This window comes from Exiguobacterium sp. BMC-KP (genome assembly GCF_001275385.1).
Lineage (GTDB): Bacteria > Bacillota > Bacilli > Exiguobacteriales > Exiguobacteriaceae > Exiguobacterium_A.
The window spans coordinates 110,137-130,896 of record NZ_LGIW01000015.1; the positions used below are offsets into that span (position 1 = coordinate 110,137).

At 47.3% G+C, this 20,760-nt stretch carries 22 protein-coding genes; 20 read left to right on the forward strand and 2 right to left on the reverse strand.

Going from position 1 to position 20,760, the window contains the following annotated elements; genetic code table 11:
• From yhbY to ADM98_RS06115, 7 genes are all read left to right on the forward strand, one after another.
• The gene (gene yhbY / locus ADM98_RS06085) at positions 1-294 is read left to right on the forward strand and encodes a ribosome assembly RNA-binding protein YhbY (protein WP_023467424.1); all 294 of its coding nucleotides are present in this window, start codon (positions 1-3) and stop codon (positions 292-294) included.
• The gene (gene nadD, locus ADM98_RS06090) at positions 291-860 is read left to right on the forward strand and encodes a nicotinate-nucleotide adenylyltransferase (protein WP_053452699.1); all 570 of its coding nucleotides are present in this window, start codon (positions 291-293) and stop codon (positions 858-860) included. Before yhbY ends, nadD begins: the two co-directional genes overlap by 4 nt.
• A complete protein-coding gene (gene yqeK / locus ADM98_RS06095; RefSeq protein ID WP_053452700.1) occupies positions 850-1,425 on the forward strand; it encodes a bis(5'-nucleosyl)-tetraphosphatase (symmetrical) YqeK in 576 nt (191 codons plus the stop codon). Before nadD ends, yqeK begins: the two co-directional genes overlap by 11 nt.
• Positions 1,422-1,769, forward strand: a complete 348-nt coding sequence (gene rsfS, locus ADM98_RS06100) for a ribosome silencing factor (protein WP_053452701.1) — start codon at positions 1,422-1,424, stop codon at positions 1,767-1,769. The genes yqeK and rsfS overlap by 4 nt, the downstream gene beginning before the upstream one ends.
• On the forward strand, positions 1,769-2,497 hold the full coding sequence (locus ADM98_RS06105) for a class I SAM-dependent DNA methyltransferase (RefSeq protein ID WP_053452702.1): 729 nt from the start codon (positions 1,769-1,771) through the stop codon (positions 2,495-2,497). The genes rsfS and ADM98_RS06105 overlap by 1 nt, the downstream gene beginning before the upstream one ends.
• Before the next feature lie 226 nt (positions 2,498-2,723).
• Complete coding sequence (locus tag ADM98_RS06110; RefSeq protein WP_053452703.1) at positions 2,724-3,332, forward strand: helix-hairpin-helix domain-containing protein; 609 nt, start codon at positions 2,724-2,726, stop codon at positions 3,330-3,332.
• Positions 3,332-5,494 (forward strand): DNA internalization-related competence protein ComEC/Rec2, encoded by a 2,163-nt coding sequence (locus tag ADM98_RS06115; RefSeq protein ID WP_053452704.1) that lies wholly within the window; start codon positions 3,332-3,334, stop codon positions 5,492-5,494. Before ADM98_RS06110 ends, ADM98_RS06115 begins: the two co-directional genes overlap by 1 nt.
• 36 nt (positions 5,495-5,530) lie before the next feature.
• Here ADM98_RS06115 and ADM98_RS17125 read toward each other — a convergent pair whose 3' ends face one another.
• A complete protein-coding gene (locus tag ADM98_RS17125; RefSeq protein ID WP_023467431.1) occupies positions 5,531-5,692 on the reverse strand; it encodes a YqzM family protein in 162 nt (53 codons plus the stop codon).
• 100 nt (positions 5,693-5,792) lie between these two features.
• Between ADM98_RS17125 and holA the strand changes: the two genes are divergently transcribed.
• Positions 5,793-6,794, forward strand: coding sequence for a DNA polymerase III subunit delta (gene holA, locus ADM98_RS06120; protein WP_053452705.1), 1,002 nt, complete (start codon positions 5,793-5,795; stop codon positions 6,792-6,794).
• Positions 6,795-6,810: 16 nt separating this feature from the next.
• A complete protein-coding gene (locus tag ADM98_RS06125) occupies positions 6,811-7,251 on the forward strand; it encodes a GNAT family N-acetyltransferase (RefSeq protein ID WP_053452706.1) in 441 nt (146 codons plus the stop codon).
• Between the two features lie 126 nt (positions 7,252-7,377).
• On the opposite strand, the gene rpsT is transcribed toward ADM98_RS06125, so the two are convergent.
• On the reverse strand, positions 7,378-7,638 hold the full coding sequence (gene rpsT / locus ADM98_RS06130) for a 30S ribosomal protein S20 (protein WP_023467434.1): 261 nt from the start codon (positions 7,636-7,638) through the stop codon (positions 7,378-7,380).
• 232 nt (positions 7,639-7,870) lie between these two features.
• Here rpsT and lepA point away from each other — a divergent pair, with 232 nt between their 5' ends.
• The 11 genes from lepA (at position 7,871) to rarD (ending at position 20,756) form a co-directional block, all read left to right on the forward strand.
• Positions 7,871-9,694 carry a translation elongation factor 4 gene (gene lepA / locus ADM98_RS06135; RefSeq protein ID WP_053452707.1) on the forward strand — a complete coding sequence of 608 codons (1,824 nt, stop codon included), beginning with the start codon at positions 7,871-7,873 and terminating at the stop codon, positions 9,692-9,694.
• A 58-nt stretch (positions 9,695-9,752) separates the two neighbouring features.
• Positions 9,753-10,898, forward strand: coding sequence for a radical SAM family heme chaperone HemW (gene hemW, locus ADM98_RS06140; protein WP_053452708.1), 1,146 nt, complete (start codon positions 9,753-9,755; stop codon positions 10,896-10,898).
• A 326-nt stretch (positions 10,899-11,224) separates the two neighbouring features.
• Entirely contained in the window at positions 11,225-12,259 is a 1,035-nt protein-coding gene (hrcA, locus tag ADM98_RS06145) for a heat-inducible transcriptional repressor HrcA (protein ID WP_053452709.1), read from the forward strand.
• A gap of 24 nt (positions 12,260-12,283) precedes the next feature.
• Positions 12,284-12,841, forward strand: a complete 558-nt coding sequence (grpE, locus tag ADM98_RS06150) for a nucleotide exchange factor GrpE (RefSeq protein ID WP_053452710.1) — start codon at positions 12,284-12,286, stop codon at positions 12,839-12,841.
• Between the two features lie 52 nt (positions 12,842-12,893).
• A complete protein-coding gene (gene dnaK, locus ADM98_RS06155) occupies positions 12,894-14,720 on the forward strand; it encodes a molecular chaperone DnaK (RefSeq protein WP_053452711.1) in 1,827 nt (608 codons plus the stop codon).
• Positions 14,721-14,852: 132 nt separating this feature from the next.
• The gene (gene dnaJ / locus ADM98_RS06160; protein WP_023467442.1) at positions 14,853-15,959 is read left to right on the forward strand and encodes a molecular chaperone DnaJ; all 1,107 of its coding nucleotides are present in this window, start codon (positions 14,853-14,855) and stop codon (positions 15,957-15,959) included.
• 25 nt (positions 15,960-15,984) lie between these two features.
• Positions 15,985-16,932 (forward strand): 50S ribosomal protein L11 methyltransferase, encoded by a 948-nt coding sequence (gene prmA / locus ADM98_RS06165; protein ID WP_053452712.1) that lies wholly within the window; start codon positions 15,985-15,987, stop codon positions 16,930-16,932.
• Positions 16,933-16,936: 4 nt separating this feature from the next.
• Entirely contained in the window at positions 16,937-17,683 is a 747-nt protein-coding gene (locus ADM98_RS06170; protein ID WP_053452713.1) for a 16S rRNA (uracil(1498)-N(3))-methyltransferase, read from the forward strand.
• 5 nt (positions 17,684-17,688) lie between these two features.
• The gene (gene mtaB, locus ADM98_RS06175; protein WP_023467445.1) at positions 17,689-19,023 is read left to right on the forward strand and encodes a tRNA (N(6)-L-threonylcarbamoyladenosine(37)-C(2))-methylthiotransferase MtaB; all 1,335 of its coding nucleotides are present in this window, start codon (positions 17,689-17,691) and stop codon (positions 19,021-19,023) included.
• A 107-nt stretch (positions 19,024-19,130) separates the two neighbouring features.
• Positions 19,131-19,826, forward strand: coding sequence for a 23S rRNA pseudouridine(2604) synthase RluF (gene rluF / locus ADM98_RS06180; protein WP_053452714.1), 696 nt, complete (start codon positions 19,131-19,133; stop codon positions 19,824-19,826).
• A gap of 48 nt (positions 19,827-19,874) precedes the next feature.
• The gene (gene rarD / locus ADM98_RS06185; protein ID WP_235504837.1) at positions 19,875-20,756 is read left to right on the forward strand and encodes an EamA family transporter RarD; all 882 of its coding nucleotides are present in this window, start codon (positions 19,875-19,877) and stop codon (positions 20,754-20,756) included.
• Positions 20,757-20,760: the final 4 nt, after the last annotated feature.

The window sequence follows — 20,760 nt, forward strand, 5'->3', positions numbered from 1 at the left end:
ATGTTAACAGGTAAACAAAAACGTTTTTTACGCGCGACAGCTCACGATTTAAATCCGATTTTCCAAGTCGGTAAAAATGGAGTCGGAGAAGCGATGTGTGCTGATTTGATGGATGCGCTTGAAAAACGGGAACTCTTAAAAGTACAAGTATTACAAAACTGCGCAGATGCACCGAAAGATGTTGCACAAGAACTCGTTGCAGGAACGAATGCTGAACTCGTTCAAGTCATCGGAAAAGTCATCGTTCTATATAAAGAATCAAAAGAGAACAAGACGCTCGAATTGCCACGATGAAAATCGGACTGATGGGCGGAACGTTCGATCCTCCGCATATCGGTCATCTCCTGATTGCCGAACAAGCGCAGGAACAACTCGAACTTGAAGAGGTCTGGTTCGTACCAGCGAATGTGCCACCGCATAAACAACGTACTGTCACAGAAGGATCGAAGCGTCTACGCCTTGTAGAAGAAGCGATTGCATTAAATCCAACTTTTTCCGTCTCAGCAATCGAGTTTGAACGAGAAGAGCCTTCCTATACGTATGATACGATTCGTGCATTGAAGCAACGATACCCAGAGCATGAGTTTCTGTTTCTAGTTGGGGCGGATTCACTTGTTAGTCTCGATACGTGGTATCAAGCCGAACGGTTATACGAGGAAGTCGTCTTTGGTGCAGTTGCTCGACCTGGAAGTCAGTATCTGATTCCGCGGGGTGCCCATGTAAAAACGGTTGATATGCCATTGCTAGAAATTTCTTCAACGGATATCCGGCAACGGGTTGCACGAGGACGGAGCATTCGTTACCTTGTACCGGAAGCCGTTCGACAACGGATTGAGGAGTGGAAGTTATATGCGCCTTGAAGAAGCACGTCAAATCATCGAGAACACGTTGCCTGAGCGGCGGTATTTGCACACGTTAGGTGTCGTCGAAACAGCACGACATTTGGCTCTCAAATATGGTGTCGATGAAGAAGAGGCGGCACTTGCTGCCATGCTCCATGATTATGCGAAATACCGCGATACGGATGAGATGCGTTCGATTGCTGTTGCATTGAATCAACGAATCTTACTCGATTATGATGACGAATTGCTTCATGCGCCAGTGGGCGCGGAGCTAGTCCGTCGAGAACTCGGTTTGGATTCGGACGTGATCTATCAGGCCATCGCAAATCATACGACGGGTGCACCTGGTATGCCGTTGCTTGATCAAATCATCTTCGTCGCGGATGCGATTGAACCAAATCGCAGTTATCCCGGTGTCGAAGTGCTTCGCGAAGTAGCAGAGCAGGATTTGACGGACGCTGTCATCGCGACGCTCAGTCAAACGATTCATTTTTTATGTACAAAACAAGCTATCATCTTTCCGCGAACGATTGAGACCTATAATGCCTTCGTCGCGGCCAAACGAAAGGGGACCGTCCTATGACAGTCGAACAAGAATTACAATTAATCGTAAATGCCATCGACGATAAGCGTGCTGAAGATATCGTCGTCCTAAATATGTCGAGCATCTCACCTGTTGCGGACTACTTCGTCATCTGTGAAGGAAATTCAGAAAAACAAGTACAAGCAATCGCACGTGAACTCAAAGAAATCGCGCACGAAAATAATCTACCAATTAAACGCCTTGAAGGATTCGATGCAGCACGTTGGGTACTAGCGGATCTTGAAAACGTCGTCGTTCACGTCTTCCACCGCGACGATCGTGATTACTACAACCTTGAAAAACTCTGGGCAGATGCTCCAAAGGTTGAAGTCGAGGTCAACTAATGGCATACGAACAGTTCGCCTACATCTACGATGAATTGATGCAGGACGTCCCATACGATCAATGGGTCGACTGGGTTAAAGCATATGTTCCGACTGGAAGTACAATTGCTGATATCGGTTGTGGAACGGGTACGGCGACGCTTGCGCTAGCAGAGCATTATGAGGTGCTCGGAATCGATTTATCGGAAGAAATGCTCGAAGTCGCGCAAGAAAAAGCGATAGAAGAAGGATTGAACATTCAATTCTGGGCGCAAGACATGCGCGAAATCGAACTACCGACATCTGTTGATGCCGTAACGATCTTATGCGACTCCTTGAACTATCTTCAGACAGAAGAGGATGTCAAACAGACGTTTACACACGTAGCAGCCATTCTTAAAGATGGTGGACGTCTCTTATTCGATACACATTCTCCTTACAAAATGGAGACATTGTTCAACGGGAAGACGTACGCGACGCATGCGGAACAAAGTTCGTACATCTGGTTCGCGGATCCAGGGGAGACCCCTCTTTCTGTCGTCCATGAACTGACGTTCTTCATCGAGGAAGAAGATGGTCGCTATGAGCGTGTCGATGAAACACATCATCAGCGGACGTATCCTCCGGCACAATACGTGACCTGGTTACGCGAAGCCGGGTTCCGAGTGCTCGCTGTCACAGGTGACTTTGGACCGGACGCTCCTTCCGAGACAGCCGAGCGGATTTTCTTCGTTGCTGAAAAAATGTAAAAGTGATCTCATCCGTCTTTTTTAAGCGATACACATTCGTGTTGCTTGAAGAAGGCGGATTTTTGTCATGAAACAGATGCTAATTCAAAGTAACGGCATAGATGACATGACTTTTATCCGATATAACGATGCAGGATCGTGATGCAAAGAGTAGATAGTGTGTATTCCTTCGTTTCCTAAAGCAGGTGGGGGACTGTTAGAGTCGTGGGAAAGGGAGGGATTCGTCTTGACCGTTCCACGTTTGCAACAGATTGCAGGTCTCGTCGTCGTCCTGCTACTTATCATTCTATTGTTCGTACCATTACCGTCTTGTTCGAAAGAAGCAATGGTCGATCAACCATCTCTAACGGATAAACAACAAGAGGCAAAAGCAGAGCCAGCAGAAAAAGACACCTCGATGCGCGATAAACTCATCATGGTCGACGTAAAAGGAGCGGTAGAAGCACCTGGACCCTATCAATTCCATTTGGGTGACCGAGTGAAAGATGCAATCGAAAAAGCAAAGACGACGGAAAAAGCCGATATTCGACAAATGAATCTTGCAGCACGCCTGATCGATGGACAAGAAGTCATCGTGCCAGTAAAAAAAGGGAAAGATCAGCCAAAACCAACGAAACGCTCAAAAGCAGAGGTACCTAAAGGAGTGATTGATCTTAATGCGGCAACAGCAGAGCAATTGATGGAAGTTCCGGGGATTGGTCCTGCTAAAGCGGAAGCGATATTAGCTTATCGTGAGGAGAAGGGAGGATTTGCGACGTACGAATCACTTGGAGAGGTAAAGGGATTCGGGGAAAAGACGTTAGAGTCGCTTAAATCCTACCTGATTGTCTACTGATGCCGCTTCATGCGCTATTTGTTTTCTTACTCGTTGTCGCTATCAAAGAATCGATTTGGTGGTTAGTAACGCTGATGCTGTTCGCTGTCTTAAAGTCGTGGTCTTTTTCGATTGGTCGTCTCTTCTTTCTGCTCATATTGAGCTTCCTATTCATCGGAATGGGACATTTGTCACCTGAACCGCATGACGTTTCTTCAGTTGATATTCTATCGGGAAAGCGCAACGGAGATCGTATCCGTTATGAGGCAGAGAGTAACAATCAACCCGTCCTTTTGACAGCGATGGTCGCAGAAGATGAGACAGGATATGAACGAATCGGTCACTCCTGTCGCGTAAAGACCGAATCGCTCGATATCCGCCAACAATCGAATGCGGGAGGCTTTGACGAACAGCAATTCATGCATACGCATCGTTACGGTGGAAAGTGGGAAGTTCGTTCGTTTGAATCTTGTCATCCGACACCAGGTTATGCGGCTGAAGGAAGACGGGTGCGTGAAGCTTGGTTAACGCGGGTTGAAGGACTGTTATCACAAAAACAAGCATTCTACGTCGAAGCGCTTGTTTTCGGTGAGGATCGATTAATGGATCAAGTGACGCTCGAACGGTTTAAGAAATTTGGCTTATTGCATGCAATCGTGATCTCAGGATCACATATCGCCTTTTTGATTTTCAGTCTGCTGTATGTCTTACGAAAAATCAGAATGACAAAAGAAAAACGACTGGATGCCGTTCTTATCTTACTGCCGATTTATGGATGGTTGACGGAGTGGAGTCCTCCGGTCACGCGAGCCGTTCTTGTTGCGATGATTCTGCTACTCGGCCGTCGCTTCCACAAACCGTTAGATCCGGTGGAGGTCATTGCGAGAGTCGCGGCTTTTCAATTAGCGATTCAACCGACTGTGATCTATGATATCGGGTTTCAATTGACAGTTGGATTGACGCTGTTTCTTGTGCTATCGAGACGACTAATGGGTTCGGTTCGTCGTCCTTGGAACTGGTTACTTATCAGTGCTTGGGCACAGTTTGGGACACTATTATTTTTACAGGGCATCGAGCAAACGACGGTTTCAATCTGGTCCCCGTTGTTGAACTTGTTGATTGGTGGCTGGATTGAATGGGTGATTCTACCGGGATCGTTCATTCTTGCGATGATTCCGTTTTTACCAATTAGCTCGACGTTTCAAACAGTGCATCAACATGCGATTCAGTGGATGGATCAAGCGTTACGACTGGCTGAACACTTACCGTTGGCGGTAGTTGCAGTTCCGGCACTTTCTCCTATCATCTTGACGTGTATCGTTGCTGGAACTGGTCTTGCTTGGTTCATCGCTGAGCGAAGATGGTGGGGACATGTCATTCCGCTCACCCTTTTGCTGTCGGCATGGGGCTATACAGAATGGCGCGCCCCTGAACAAATTACGTTTTTAGATGTCGGTCAAGGTGACAGTGTCGTACTTGAAAAAGCAGGAGAGACGTTCGTAGTGGATACTGGTGGTGTTTATCAGCAGACGACACATCCGCTGCTTCGTCCGTTCGATCCAGGTAGTCATATCGTCGCTCCGTTTTTGTTCACACGAGGCGAAGCCGAAATCGATGGACTCGTCGTGACGCATGCTGATCATGATCATGTGGGTGGACTACTAGGTTTACTTCGTCAAGTTCGTGTAAAAACAGTGTATTTAGGTGCATATGATAATACGGATGACAAACGGCGTACGTTAATTCACTCAATCGAAGCGACAGGAACAAACGTCCAATTCATCAAAAGTGGGGACATGATTCGCCCTTGGTTACAAGTACTTGCACCGACTGGGCGAGAGGAAGAAGAAAACGACCGCTCCGTCGTGTTATTGGCGAAGATTGCAGAGCAACGTGTCTTATTGACAGGTGATGCCGGAGTGGCACTAGAGGACGAGTTGAGAGTTGGTCCAATCGATATTCTAAAAGCGGGTCATCATGGTTCAAACACGTCAACCGGCGAAGAACTCTTGCGAAAGTCGAATCCGAAGACCGTCATTTTGTCGGTCGGACGAAAAAATCGGTATGGTCATCCACATCCGGACGTACTCGAGCGCATCGGAACAGAACGAATCGTCTTTCGGACGGATCAAGACGGGAGTATAACTTGTTCTTCAGCGGGCTGTGAACCTATGATAAAATAAAAAAACAGCAACCCCCCAAGGTTGCTGTTTTACTGATTATAGACTTAAGAACTTGATTGCGACACCGATGATGAACAAGACTGCGAAGAAGCCGAATGATGCACCAAAACCAACGGCAGAGTCGAGCGCATCGTTGCGTTTTGATTGAATATCGTTCTCGAACGCGTTTTCACTTGGTGGGCGTACTGAATGTGCCATGCTGCATTCCCCCTTAATAGATTCCGCTTCTAGTATAGCGGAATAAAAGAGGATTATCTATGATGAAGTTAAGAACAAACTGTGAAATGTGGTGGGAATGATGAAAACTCCTTGGCTCGTCAACGGAAAATTAGCGAATTTATACTTATTATATGGAACCGAACGACATTTGTTAGAAGAATGGGAACGTGAAATCGTAAAAGCGGCTCTACCGGACGGAGAGCGGTTTGACTATATGAAAATTGATTTGAACGACCAACCGCTCGATGCAGTACTTGATGAAGCGGAGACCGTGCCATTTTTGAGTGACTACCGTGTCGTCGTTGCAAAACCAGCAACGTTTCTGACCGGTGCAAAAGATAAAAAGCAACATAATCTCGAACGCCTAGCGGACTATGTCATGCAACCAGCAGATTATGCGGTCGTTGTCTTGATCGTCGAAGCAGAAAAGCTCGATGAACGAAAAACCGTCGTTAAACGATTGAAGGAGCGCGCGACGGTGCTTGAGGCGAAAAAGCCGACGACCGAAGAGCTGTTCCGCTTTGTCCTAGATGCGGTCAATGATAAAGGGTACCGGATGGAACGTCCGGCGATTGAGCGGCTCATTTTCCTGACTGCTGAGATGTGGGGTACATTAGCGCATGAACTGGAGAAGTTAATGTTATTTGCGGGGGATCGACCAACGATTGAAATCGAGGATGTCGATTTGCTTGTTCCACGGACGTTAGAGGACAATGTCTTTCAATTAACGGACTACTTGATGAAGCGTCAACTCGAACCGGCAATCCGTTTGATTCGTGACCTTGAAAAACAAGGACAGGAAGTGTTGGCACTTCTTGGGCTGATGGCACGTCAATACCGTATGATGCTGTTGTCGAAACGATTAGCGGAACAAGGGTACGGGGAACGGCAAATCGCATCGAAAGTCGGTGCTCATCCGTATGCGATCAAATTGGCATTGCAGTCTGCAAAGCGGTTTACATTTGCACAGCTCGAGCAAGCCCTCGTTGCCATTACGACGACGGATGAAGGCATGAAAACAGGACGCGGTGATAAGAAGATTTTATTTGATGCGTTGATTGTTCGTTTAGCGACGTTATAAGAGGAGGAAATCGATCATGAAAGTTCAAATCATTACGGCGAAAGAGGTCATCCCTCTACGGCATGAAGTGTTGCGTCCCCATCAACCGCGTGAAGCGTGTATTTACCCAGACGATACGCTTGCCTCAACATTTCATCTTGGTGGAATAAAAGAGCATCAAGTTGTCGCGATTGGTAGCTTTTCTGAACAATCACATGAGCAAGCACCAGGAGCGACGTATCAACTCCGTGGAATGGCGTCGAGTGAACAAGTGCGTGGTGAAGGGTACGGGCGGGCATTGATTGAAGAAGCCCGTCGGGTATTACAGGAGAGACGAGTCACTGCGTGGTGGTGCAACGCTCGTGTCACAGCACTTCCTTTTTATGAGCGTCTTGGACTTGTGCGCGTTGGTGAACCTTTCATGATCGAAGGGATTGGTCTTCATTATGTAATGATTGATCGCCTGAATGACAACTAATATGACAAATGGCGGAAGAGAGAATCGTATCGAACGATTCCTTCTTCCGCCATTTCAGATCATATAAAAAATCGCCACCGGAGATACCTCCTAGTGGCGATCCATCACCGTATTCTTCGGAAAGAATTAAAGTGCGTTTACGAGTTTAGCGAGACGTGATTTGTCACGACCAGCTTTGTTGCTGTGGATGAGACCTTTAGCAGCAGCTTTGTCGATTTTTTTAGAAGCTGTAGCGAAAGCAAGGACCGCTTGGTCTTTGTTACCTTCAGCTGCGAAAGTTTCGACTGCTTTAATCGCTGAACGCATTGCCGATTTACGTTGTACGTTAGCGACGCGGCGTTTTTCAGCTGTTTTAACGCGTTTGATTGCTGATTTAATGTTAGCCATGGATGATTCACCTCCAATAAAACTCATTCGAGATTTATATTCGCATATCTGCAGTTATCGTTCAACAGAACAAACACAATTGTAGCAAACGTTTTTCTTAAAAGCAATACGACGTCTAGGGAATCTTCACATTTTGTTTTTCGGGTAAAACAAAACGAGATAGTACAGTGAAGCGCTTTTTGTTATAATGAACCGTATGTACGTTTGAAAATAAGGTAAGGTGACTCTAAACATGACGAATGAAGACCGTTTAAAGCGGCAGAAGAGTATTCGTAACTTCTCGATCATTGCCCATATCGATCACGGGAAGTCGACACTCGCTGACCGAATTTTAGAAAAAACTGGCGCGTTGACTTCGCGCGAAATGAAAGACCAGACACTTGATGCCATGGATCTCGAACGTGAGCGTGGAATCACGATTAAACTGAATGCTGTTCAATTGAAGTATACAGCAAAAGATGGGGAAGACTACATTCTTCATCTCATTGATACACCGGGACACGTCGACTTCACATACGAAGTTTCGCGTTCACTTGCAGCTTGTGAAGGGGCTGTCCTCGTCGTCGATGCGGCGCAAGGGATCGAAGCGCAGACGCTTGCGAACGTTTACTTAGCACTCGACAACGATCTCGAAATCCTTCCAATCATCAACAAAATCGATTTGCCTTCTGCAGACGTTGAACGCGTCCGTCAAGAAATCGAAGATGTCATCGGGCTCGATGCGTCTGAAGCCGTTCCGACATCCGCGAAAGCCGGAATCGGAATCGAAGAAATTTTGGAACAAATTGTTGAGAAAGTGCCAGCTCCGACGGGTGATCCGTCTGCACCGCTTGAAGCATTGATCTTCGACTCTTACTACGATGCTTACCGTGGTGTCGTTGCCTCGATTCGAGTCGTCAACGGAACAGTTAAGGTTGGCGATAAGATCCGGATGATGTCGACAGGTAAGGATTTTGAAGTCCTTGAACTCGCTGTCGCAACACCAAAACCGTTACGTCAGAAAGAATTGACGGTCGGTGATGTTGGAACGTTGTCGGCTTCGATCAAAACGGTTGGCGATGTACGTGTCGGGGATACGATCACGCTTGCGAAACAGCCGGCTACTGAAGCATTGCCGGGTTACCGGAAAATGAATCCGATGGTGTACTGTGGACTCTACCCAATCGATGCTGCGAAGTACAACGATTTACGAGAAGCGCTTGAAAAACTACAACTCAGTGACGCTGCGCTTGAATTCGAACCAGAGACATCACAAGCACTCGGATTCGGATTCCGTTGTGGATTCCTCGGGATGCTCCACATGGAGATTATCCAAGAACGGATCGAACGTGAGTTCAACATCGATATGATCACGACGGCACCGTCTGTTATCTATCACGTGACAACGACAGCAGGTGAAGTCTTGCACGTCGATAACCCATCGAAGATGCCGGATCAGCAAAAAGTTGAATTCATCGAAGAGCCGTTCGTTAAGGCTGCTGTCATGACACCGAATGATTACGTTGGTGCGATCATGGAGTTGTGCCAGAAGAAACGCGGAACATTCGTCGATATGCAATACATCGATACGACGCGTGTCAAAATCACGTATGAGTTACCGTTATCTGAGATCGTCTACGACTTCTTCGATCAGTTGAAATCGAGTACGAAAGGGTATGCGTCACTTGACTATGAATTGATTGGCTATCAACAGTCGCGTCTCGTCAAGATGGACATCCTCCTCAACAACGAGAACGTCGATGCGCTCAGCTTCATCGTTCACCGTGACTTTGCATACGAACGTGGGAAAGTCATCGTTGATAAGTTGAAGGAATTAATTCCACGAATGCAGTTCGAAGTGCCGATCCAAGCAGCGGTCGGAACGAAAATCGTCGCGCGTTCGACGATTAAAGCATTACGGAAGAACGTTCTTGCGAAATGTTACGGGGGAGATATCTCTCGGAAACGTAAGTTGCTCGAGAAGCAAAAAGAAGGTAAGAAACGCATGAAGATGGTAGGCTCAGTAGAGGTACCGCAAGAAGCCTTCATGTCCGTTCTATCCATGGACGAAGATTAAACAGGTGGGGGGCGCTTGCGTCCCCTTTTTGGTTTTTATAGAGAAAGGATGAGGCGAAATGGGAATACGCGCCGCATATGTCCACATCCCTTTTTGTGAACATATTTGTTATTACTGTGATTTCAATAAAGTCTTTTTAAAGAATCAGCCCGTCGATGAATACCTCGATGCACTCGAACGCGAAATCGAACTGACGCTGAAACAATATCCGACAAATCATCTCGAGACGATTTTCATCGGTGGCGGCACACCGACCGCTTTGAATGAACCGCAGATGCAACGGCTGATGGAAATCATCCAGAAGCATTTGTTGCCCCTAACAGGTGATGATTTAGAGTACACGGTCGAGTCGAATCCGGATGGTGTATCAGAAGAGAAACTCGATATCATGAAGGCGGGTGGTGTCAACCGCGTCAGTTTTGGTGTCCAGTCGTTTGATGACGGGTTGCTCGAACGCATCGGTCGGACGCACCGGGAAGCAAAAGTCGCGCAGACGCTCGACGCAGCAGCGAAACGGTTTGATAACATCTCCGTCGACTTGATGTTCGGGTTACCGAATCAGACGCTCGATCAGGTCCGCTACGACGTCACGCGGGCACTTCAATTGCCGATTACGCATATCTCATCGTATTCATTGATCTTAGAACCGCATACGGTCTTTGCGATTCAAGAGCGAAAAGGAAAATTACCACTGCCGACGCAAGATCTCGAGGCGGAGATGTATCAAGTGATGATTGAAACGATCGAAGCAGGCGGATATGCGCAGTATGAGATCTCGAACTTCGCGGAAGTTGGAAAAGAAAGTCGCCATAATCGCGTCTACTGGGAAAACGATGAGTACTATGGATTTGGTGCAGGCTCACACAGCTATATTAACCAGACGCGTCGTGCGAACATCGCGCCGATTCCGCACTATATCAAAGCGGAAGGTTTACCTGTTCGAAAAGAGACGCCGTTGACGAACGTCGAGCGGATGGAAGAAGAGATGTTCCTCGGTCTTCGAATGAAGGACGGCGTATCGCTCGAACGTTTCCAGGAGAAGTATGGAGTAGCGTTTAAAGATGTTTTTGGTGACGTCATGAAACGGTTGTTGCCAAACGGTCTTGTTGAACAAACGGAGACACATATCCGTTTGACGCCTGCTGGCATTCCGTTAGCGAACGAGGTCTTTGCGGAGTTTATTGGTGAAGCGCAAGTACAATGATTTAAAAATATCTGAAATCAACGAAAATGAGAGAAGCGGTGTTTCCCAAATGTGGAACACCGCTTTTCTCATTTTTTCGACTTCCTTAAAAAATAAGCAGTCGTTCCGATGACCGCGATGAACAGCCAGACAAAGACTCCTGCCATTGCCAATAATTCAATCATCCGATTCATCCTTTCTGTTCTTTGTTTCACTGTATCGTAGAATGGGAAACTGTTCAAAGGGTCATGCAATTCGGTTGACATCGGACGGACAATTCCTTATAGTAAAAGATGTAATTAGCACTCGTTAAAAGTGAGTGCTAACAAAATAAGGTGGTGAAGAAGGTGCTGACGGATCGTCAATTGTTGATTTTACGTGCAATCGTCGATGATTACATCAAGACTGCTCAACCCGTCGGCTCACGGACGCTCTCGAAACGAGACGACGTGACGTTCAGTTCCGCGACCATTCGTAACGAGATGGCGGACCTCGAAGAGATGGGTCTGATTGAAAAGCCACACACTTCCGCAGGTCGGATTCCTTCCGAACTCGGATACCGTTTTTATGTCGACCATCTGATTCGTCCGGAAAGCATCACACCAAAAGAAGCGCAGGCATTGAAATCACTCTTTGCCCATTCCGTGAATGAGAATGATCGGTTGATTCGGCACACAGCAGACCTGTTGAGCGATTTAACCCATTACACGACGCTTGTACTTGGTCCAAAAGAAGAAGGGCAACGTCTGCATCATCTGGAATTGATTCCTCTTGCAGAAGGTCGTGTCGTCATCGTTCTCGTCACCGAGACGGGACATGTCGAGCACAAGACGTTGCAATTGAATCAAGCATTGTCTCAAGAAGCAGCGAGCCGGTTGATGGAACGTCTGAATCAGACGTTACGCGGTACGCCGCTCTCAGCCTTACGTAGTCGATTGCTTGAGGAAATCCGCCGATTCCGTTCAGAGCACTCTGAACAGACGGTCTTGCTCTCAAAAGCACTTGATCTCGTCTTGACGGATCAAGAGGAGCGACCGTTCATCTATCTCGGTGGAAAAGCCAACATGTTCGATCAGCCCGAATTTCAGGACGTTGCAAAACTACGACCGGTGCTCGAGTTGATCGAACAGCAAGAAGCCGTTCTCGATTTCCTACGACCAAATCTTGATAATCAAATCTTGATTACAATCGGTAGCGAGAACAACGTCGATGCATTAAAAGATTGTAGCGTCATCCGAGCTCACTATTCGGTTGATGGTGTCTCAATCGGAACACTTGCATTGATTGGACCAAAACGGATGGATTACAATCGGGGAATCAACTCGATTATCCATTTACTCCAAGCATTCCAAGCCGAATTGCATAAGAACAATTTGGATTGAATATAGAAAGGGGCTCGATTCAGAGTGGAAGAAAAAGAACAGAATCAAAACCTCCAACAAGATGAAAACGTGACAGAGCCGACTGACACAGTCGAAGTCACAGAAGAAGAAGTCATTCAGGCGGATCTCGTCGAAGACGAGAAGCCAAACTTCGAAGCACAACTCGCAGAAGCAAAAGCTTCAGAGTTACGCCTCCGTGCAGATTTTGAGAACTTCAAACGTCGCAACCGCGTCGAAGCGGAGAACCGTGCGAAGTATTCCTCACAAGCGATCGTCGAAAAGCTATTGCCGCTCGTCGATAACTTAGACCGCGCACTTCAAATCGAGACAGAAAACGATGAGACGAAATCCGTCTTAGCTGGCGTTGAAATGGTAAAACGTCAACTCGTTGAAACACTTCAAAACGAAGGTGTCGTTGAGATTCCTGCCGTCGGAGAAGCGTTTGATCCGAACCTGCACCAAGCAGTCGTTCAAGAAGCAAGTGAAGAACACGAATCAGGTATCGTCACTGCTGAATTCCAAAAAGGGTACAAATTGCACGATCGTGTAATTCGTCCAAGTATGGTTAAAGTAGCTGAGTAATCAGCAAGTATGCACTTAAATATTCCAATCATTGAAAGCGAGGAAATAAATCATGGCAAAAATCATTGGTATTGACTTAGGTACAACGAACTCATGTGTTGCAGTAATGGAAGGTGGCGAACCTGTCGTCATCGCTAACGCAGAAGGAAACCGTACGACACCATCTGTCGTCGCGTTCAAAAATGGCGAGCGTCAAGTAGGGGAAGTTGCAAAACGTCAAGCAATCACAAACCCGAACACGATCATGTCGATCAAACGTCATATGGGTACAGACTATAAAGTAGAAGTCGAAGGCAAAGACTACACGCCACAAGAAGTCTCTGCGATCATCCTTCAAAAATTAAAAGCACAAGCGGAAGACTACCTCGGTGAAAAAGTCACAGAAGCTGTCATCACAGTACCAGCTTACTTCAACGATGCAGAACGCCAAGCGACTAAAGACGCTGGTACGATTGCTGGTCTTGATGTAAAACGGATCATCAACGAGCCTACAGCGGCAGCACTTGCATACGGTCTCGAAAAAGGCGAAGATCACACAATCCTCATCTATGACCTTGGTGGCGGTACGTTCGACGTATCGATCCTCGAACTTGGTGACGGAGTCTTTGAAGTTGTTTCAACTGCTGGTGACAGCCGTCTTGGTGGAGATGATTTCGACCAAAAAATCATCGATCATCTCGTTGCAGAATTCAAAAAAGAAAACGGCATCGATCTTGCTCAAGACAAAATGGCGCTTCAACGTTTGAAAGATGCAGCTGAAAAAGCGAAAAAAGACCTTTCAGGTGTTTCTTCAACACAAATCAGCCTTCCGTTCATCACAGCTGGTGCATCAGGTCCACTTCACTTGGAAATGACACTTTCACGTGCGAAATTCGATGATCTCACAGCAGATCTCGTTGAACGTACGATGGAACCAACACGCCGTGCTATGAACGATGCAGGTCTGACACCAGACAAAATCGATAAAATCATCCTCGTTGGTGGTTCAACTCGTATTCCTGCAGTTCAAAAAGCAATCCAAGACTTCACTGGCAAAGAATCGTTCAAAGGGGTTAACCCGGATGAAGTCGTTGCCCTCGGTGCAGCGGTTCAAGGTGGCGTATTGACAGGGGATGTTAAAGACGTCGTTCTTCTCGACGTAACTCCACTTTCACTCGGTATCGAGACAATGGGTGGCGTGATGACGAAATTGATCGACCGTAACACGACGATCCCAACTTCAAAATCACAAGTCTTCTCAACTGCAGCAGACAGCCAACCAGCTGTTGATATCCACGTCCTCCAAGGGGAACGTCCGATGGCAGCAGATAACAAAACGCTCGGTCGCTTCCAATTGACGGACATTCCACCAGCACCACGTGGCGTGCCACAAATCGAAGTTAAATTCGACATCGATGCGAACGGTATCGTTAACGTTTCTGCAAAAGATCTCGGAACAAACAAAGAACAGTCAATCACGATCCAATCATCAAGCGGTTTGACTGAAGCGGACATCGAGCAAATGGTCAAAGATGCAGAAGCTAACGCAGATGCAGACAACAAGCGTAAAGAAGAAGTTGAATTACGCAACGAAGCAGACCAACTCGTCTTCGCAACAGACAAAGCGATCAAAGATCTTGGTGAGCAAGTCGCTGATGCTGATAAAGAAAAAGCAGAAGCAGCAAAAGAAAAAGTAACAAAAGCTCTCGAAGGAACAGACATCGAAGCAATCCGTGCTGCAAAAGACGAATTGTCGACAGTCGTTCAAGAGTTGACACAAAAAGTCTACGAGAACATGGCACAGCAACAAGCTGGCGCTGAAGGCGCACAAGCTGGTGGACAAGACGACAACGTCATGGACGCAGAGTTCGAAGAAGTCGACGAAAAAGACAACAAGTAATTCATCCGACCGATTTTTCGGGCGCTAGAGAGAGCCAAAGCGTATCCGCGCTTTGGCTCTTTCCATGTCGCACGAAGTTCGGTAAAATCAAACAGTATGAAATGAATCGGAATAGAGAGAGGAAGACTGCACGTGGAAAAACGCGATTATTATGAAGTACTAGGCGTCGCGCGCGATGCCTCATCAGCGGAAATCAAACGCGCGTACCGTAAGCTTGCTCGGACGTACCACCCGGACGTCAATAAGGAAGCAGATGCGGATGCGAAATTTAAGGAACTATCGGAAGCGTATGAAGTGTTATCCGATGACAATAAACGAGCACGTTACGACCAATTCGGTCACCAAGATCCATCACAAGGTGGCGGTGGATTCAGTGGAGCTGAAGGATTCGGAGACATCTTCGACATGTTCTTCGGTGGCGGACGTCGTCAAGATCCAAATGCCCCACGTAAAGGGCAGGATTTACAATATGTCGAAGAAATCGACTTCATGGAATCGGTCACAGGTGTCGAGAAGACAATCACGATCCCAGTCGAAGAAGATTGCGGCACATGTCACGGTTCGGGTGCTAAACCAGGAACACATCCGGAAACATGTAAACGATGCGGTGGTTCGGGGCATATCAACGTCGAACAAAACACAATGTTCGGTCGTGTTGTCAACCAAACAACGTGTTCGACATGTCATGGCCGTGGACAAATCGTCAAGGAGCCATGTGAAACATGTCGTGGAGCCGGTCGCGTCCGTAAAAACAAAGATGTCCGTGTCAAAATTCCAGCAGGGATCGACAATGGGCAACAAATCCGCTTAGCAGGTAAAGGGGAAGCCGGCGTCAACGGTGGACCAGCAGGTGACCTGTATGTCGTCGTCCGTGTCGCAGCACACGAACTGTTCGAACGCGTCGACGATCATATCGTCATGGATATGCCACTTACATTCGCGCAAGCAACACTCGGTGATGAGATTGAAGTGCCGACCGTTCACGGTAAGGTCAGCTTGAAGATTCCAGCCGGAACACAGACAGGTTCACGATTCCGTCTCCGCGGAAAAGGGATGCCGAATGTCCGGTCCGGTCATCATGGCGATCAATACGTCAACGTCGTTGTCATCACGCCGAAGAACCTGACGGAACGTCAAAAAGAACTACTACGCGAATTCAATGAAATTAGCGATGAAAAAGGTGTCGAAGAGCAACACGAAGGTGTCTTCAGCCGAATCAAGACATTCTTCACAGGGTGATCACTACAGAGGAGCGTGACAAGAAATGAAATGGTCAGAGATCTGTGTCCATACGACACAAGAAGCCATCGAAGCAGTTTCGAACATCTTACATGAAGCGGGAGCAAGCGGAGTCGTCATCGAGGACGTCGAAGATTTCGAGATGATGTCCCACCGCGAGGATAACTTCGGTGAAATTTGGGATGAGACGAAACGAGACGAGTATCCGACACAAGGTGTACTCGTGAAGGCGTATCTTGCAGAAAGCAGCGATTTGACGGACACAATCAAAGGCATCGAACATGATATCCAACAGTTGACGAACTTCGGTCTGTCGATTGGCACGGGTGCTGTCACGCTGACTCAAGTAGATGAAGAAGACTGGGCACACTCGTGGAAACAATTTTATAAGCCAGTCAAGATCAGCCGCCATTTGACGGTCGTTCCGATGTGGGAAGACTACACACCACAACCGGATGAAAAGATCATCGAACTCGATCCAGGCATGGCGTTCGGAACAGGAACACACCCGACGACGGTGCTCTGTATTCAAGCGATTGAAAACTACTTGCAAGAGCAAGACCGTGTCGTCGATGTCGGAACGGGATCAGGTGTCTTAGCAATCGCTGCAGCGAAGCTAGGCGCAAAAGATGTCTTTGCACTCGATTTAGACGAAGTCGCTGTCAAATCAGCGACGGAAAACGTCGCCTTGAATAAAGTCAGTGAGCAAATCACGGTCCGTCAAGGAGACTTGATGAAGGAATTGAGTGAACCCGTCGAGTTGATCGTCGCAAACATCTTAGCGGAAGTCATTCTCCTCTTCGTTAAGGATGCCTATACATTGACGTTACCAGGTGGACATTTCATCGCTTCCGGTATCATCAGTCAGAAGAAAGATATGGTCGTCCAAGCAATGCAAGAAGCAGGCTTTACGATCGTCGAGACGACGAAGCTTGAAGACTGGGTCGCGATCATCGCAAAACGGGAGGCGTAAACGCATGCAACGGTATTTCGTCGAGCCCTCGGTGCGTCAGGGAGATGTCTTTCATCTCCCAAAAGACGACGCACATCATATGAAAAACGTCATGCGGATGGAAGTCGGCGGAGAGATTCTCGTGCTTGATGGAACAGGTCTTTACCGGTGCCGCCTTGAAGCACTCGATAAACAGGCGGCTTCTGCCCGGATCGAAGAGACTCTACCGATCGAGACGGAGCTACCGATTCGTGTGACGATTGCCCATGGATTACCAAAAGGCGATAAAATCGAACTCGTTGCGCAAAAAGCAACGGAACTCGGAATCCATCATTTGCGGATTTTCGAAGCTGATCGTTCCGTCTCGAAATGGGATCAGAAGAAGGTTCCGAAAAAGATTGAACGACTCGAAAAAATCGTCAAGGAAGCAGCGGAACAATCGTACCGTGCCCACTTGCCGACGGTCGACTTCGTGACGTATGATGAAGTCTTACAGGATGCATCGAACTACACGGCTTGTCTGGTTGCCTATGAAGAATCAGCGAAACAAGGGGAGGCTTCTGTTCTCGCTACGACGCTTGCTAGGCTACAAGAAGGAGATTCTCTTCTTGTTGTCATCGGACCTGAAGGTGGGTTCGCGGAAGCAGAAATCGCACGTTTAGCGGAAGCTGGTTTTAAACAAGCCGCTCTAGGGCGCCGCATCTTACGGACGGAAACGGCACCATTTTATGTCCTTTCCGCCGTCTCGTATCATTTTGAATTGAAAGGGTGAACGAAATGGCAACTGTTGCCTTTCAAACGCTTGGCTGTAAAGTCAACCACTACGAAACAGAAGCTGTCTGGCAACTGTTCAAGGACGCTGGCTACGCACGCGTTGATTTTGCTGATCATGCGGACGTTTATGTCGTCAATACATGTACGGTTACGAATACCGGAGATAAGAAAAGTCGTCAAGTCATCCGACGGGCGATTCGCCAAAATCCGGATAGTGTCATCTGCGTAACGGGCTGTTATGCCCAAACATCTCCTGCTGAAATCATGGCGATTCCTGGCGTCGATGTCGTCGTCGGAACTCAAGATCGGCATAAAATGATTGGATACATCGAACAATTCCGTGAAGAACGCATGCCAATCAATGCGGTCGGAAACATCATGAAAGCAAAAGTCTATGAAGAATTGGATGTACCGGCCTTTACGGACCGGACACGAGCTTCTCTGAAAATTCAAGAAGGTTGTAACAATTTCTGTACATTCTGTATCATTCCATGGGCGCGTGGTCTCATGCGCTCTCGTCAACCAGAAGATGTCTTGAAGCAAGCACAACAGCTCGTTGATGCGGGTTATAAAGAAATCGTCTTAACGGGAATCCATACAGGTGGATACGGAGAGGACTTGAAAGACTACAACTTAGCGAAATTACTGAAAGCACTTGAATCTGTCAATGGACTCGAACGTTTGCGGATTTCGTCGATCGAAGCGAGTCAAATCACGGATGAGGTCCTCGATGTCTTGAAGGATTCACCGATTGTCGTTCGTCACTTGCACGTTCCGATTCAGTCCGCATCTGATACGGTCCTGCGCCGGATGCGCCGGAAGTATACGATGGCGGAGTTCGGAGAACGGATTACGCGTCTGAAAGAAGTCCTACCTGACTGTGCGATCACGTCAGATGTCATCGTCGGTTTCCCAGGTGAAACGGAAGAAGAGTTCATGGAAACGTTCAACTTCATCAACGATCATAAGTTCAGTGAGTTGCATGTTTTCCCGTACTCGAAACGAACAGGGACACCAGCTGCGATGATGGACGATCAAGTCGAGGAATCAATCAAGGAAGAGCGCGTCGCGCGTTTGATTGCCTTATCGGATCAACTCGCGAAGGAATATGCCTCGAAATACGAAGGGGAACTGCTTGAAATCATTCCGGAAGAATTTTCGGAAGAAGCAGGCGGTCGTCTTGTCGGTTACACAGATAACTATCTGCGTGTCGCAATCGAAGGCGATGAGTCGATGATTGGGCAACTCGTTCGTGTTAAAATCACGAAAGCGGGCTATCCGATGAACGATGGTCAATTCGTTCGAATCATGCAGACATTAAAAGACGCTGCAGTCTAATCGAAAGGGCAAAGGGAACCTCTGGTTTTCTTTGCCACTTTTTTTGTTTTCATTTCAGGAATGCGCTACACTGAATACAGTTCAATTAAGGAAAGAGGATATCATTCATGCGAATCAACAAATTCATTAGCGAGACAGGCTTTTGCTCAAGGCGTGCTGCCGATAAACTGGTCGATGCAGGTCGTGTGACGATCAACGGTCTGACAGCAGAACTCGGCTCGCAAGCTGAAGAAACGGACGTCGTTGAAATTGATGGTCAGCCGCTCCAGACAAAACCAAAGCCCGTCTACATCGTCTTAAATAAACCAGTCGGCATCACGTGTACGACGGAGCTTGATATTGAAGGAAATATCATCGATTTCGTCAATCATCCGAAGCGGATTTTCCCGATTGGTCGTCTCGATAAAGATTCAGACGGCTTGATTCTTTTGACGAACGATGGTGATGTCGTTAACCGGATCTTACGAGCAGAAAACAATCACGATAAAGAATATATCGTAACCGTCGATGCACCGATTACGGATACGTTCATTCAAGGCATGGCGAGTGGTGTTGACATTCTCGGTACGACAACGAAGGAGTGTATTGTTGAGCCGCTAGAAACACGGACGTTCCGGATCATCTTGACGCAAGGATTGAATCGTCAGATTCGCCGTATGTGTAAAGAGTTCGGCTACCGGGTCAAGCGTCTCCAACGCGTCCGGATCATGAACATCGAGCTTGGCGATTTACCGATCGGTTCTTGGCGTGATTTGACGGAAGAGGAACTACGCGAATTGTTTACGACGCTTGACGGGCAATAAGGTTCAATGAAAGTCGCCACTCGGCGGCTTTCTTCTTACATAAGGGGGATGACCGTGGATAAACGGGGAATGAGTGCGACATTCGTCGCCTACGTGATTGGTGGACTGTTGCCGATCTACAAAGTATTTGCTGCTGGTATTCCAGCATGGACGGTCGTTTCAATCCGGATTTTAAGTGCGTTCATTTTCGTGACGCTGTTACTACGACTGACGAAGAAGTTTCGATTTGTTCGTCAACTGTGGCAAAACAAACGCCAACGTTATACCGTGCTTGCGGCAGGACTTGTATTAGGTGGGAACTGGTCGCTCTATTTATATGCCATCGGGGAAGGCTATATCGTTGAGTCGTCACTTGGGTATTATATCAATCCGCTCGTCAGTGTCTTGTTCGGCTTGATCTTTTTTAAGGAGCGTCTGACGCGTCCGCAAATCATCGCGATTTTATCAGCGGTAATCGGTGTGATGATTTTAACGCTCGGTTACGGACAATTTCCGATCATCGCCTTTTCGCTCGCCATTTCGTTTGCGTTTTACGGTGTACTGAAAAAAAAGGCGGCAGCGGAACCATTATCTGGACTATTTTTAGAGACGCTCGTCACGCTACCATTCGCTCTCTTGACGCTTGGTGTGACAGATAGTCAACCGCTAACGATTCCAACGAGTGCGTTACTTGCGATCATCATGCTCGGAATCGCAACAGCAGTCCAATTAATGTTATTCGGATACGGGATGCCGAAAATCCCGTTCGTCTATGTCGGAATTCTACAGTACATTGCACCGACGTTAACGCTACTCCTTGGAATTTATCTATTTAATGACGTCTTCACGACGATTCACTTCATCGCCTTCCTGTTCATCTGGATTGCTGTTGCTTTATTTACAATCAGCGGTTTATCGGCAGGGAAGATGCGGATGAAGAAAGTGTCATAACGAA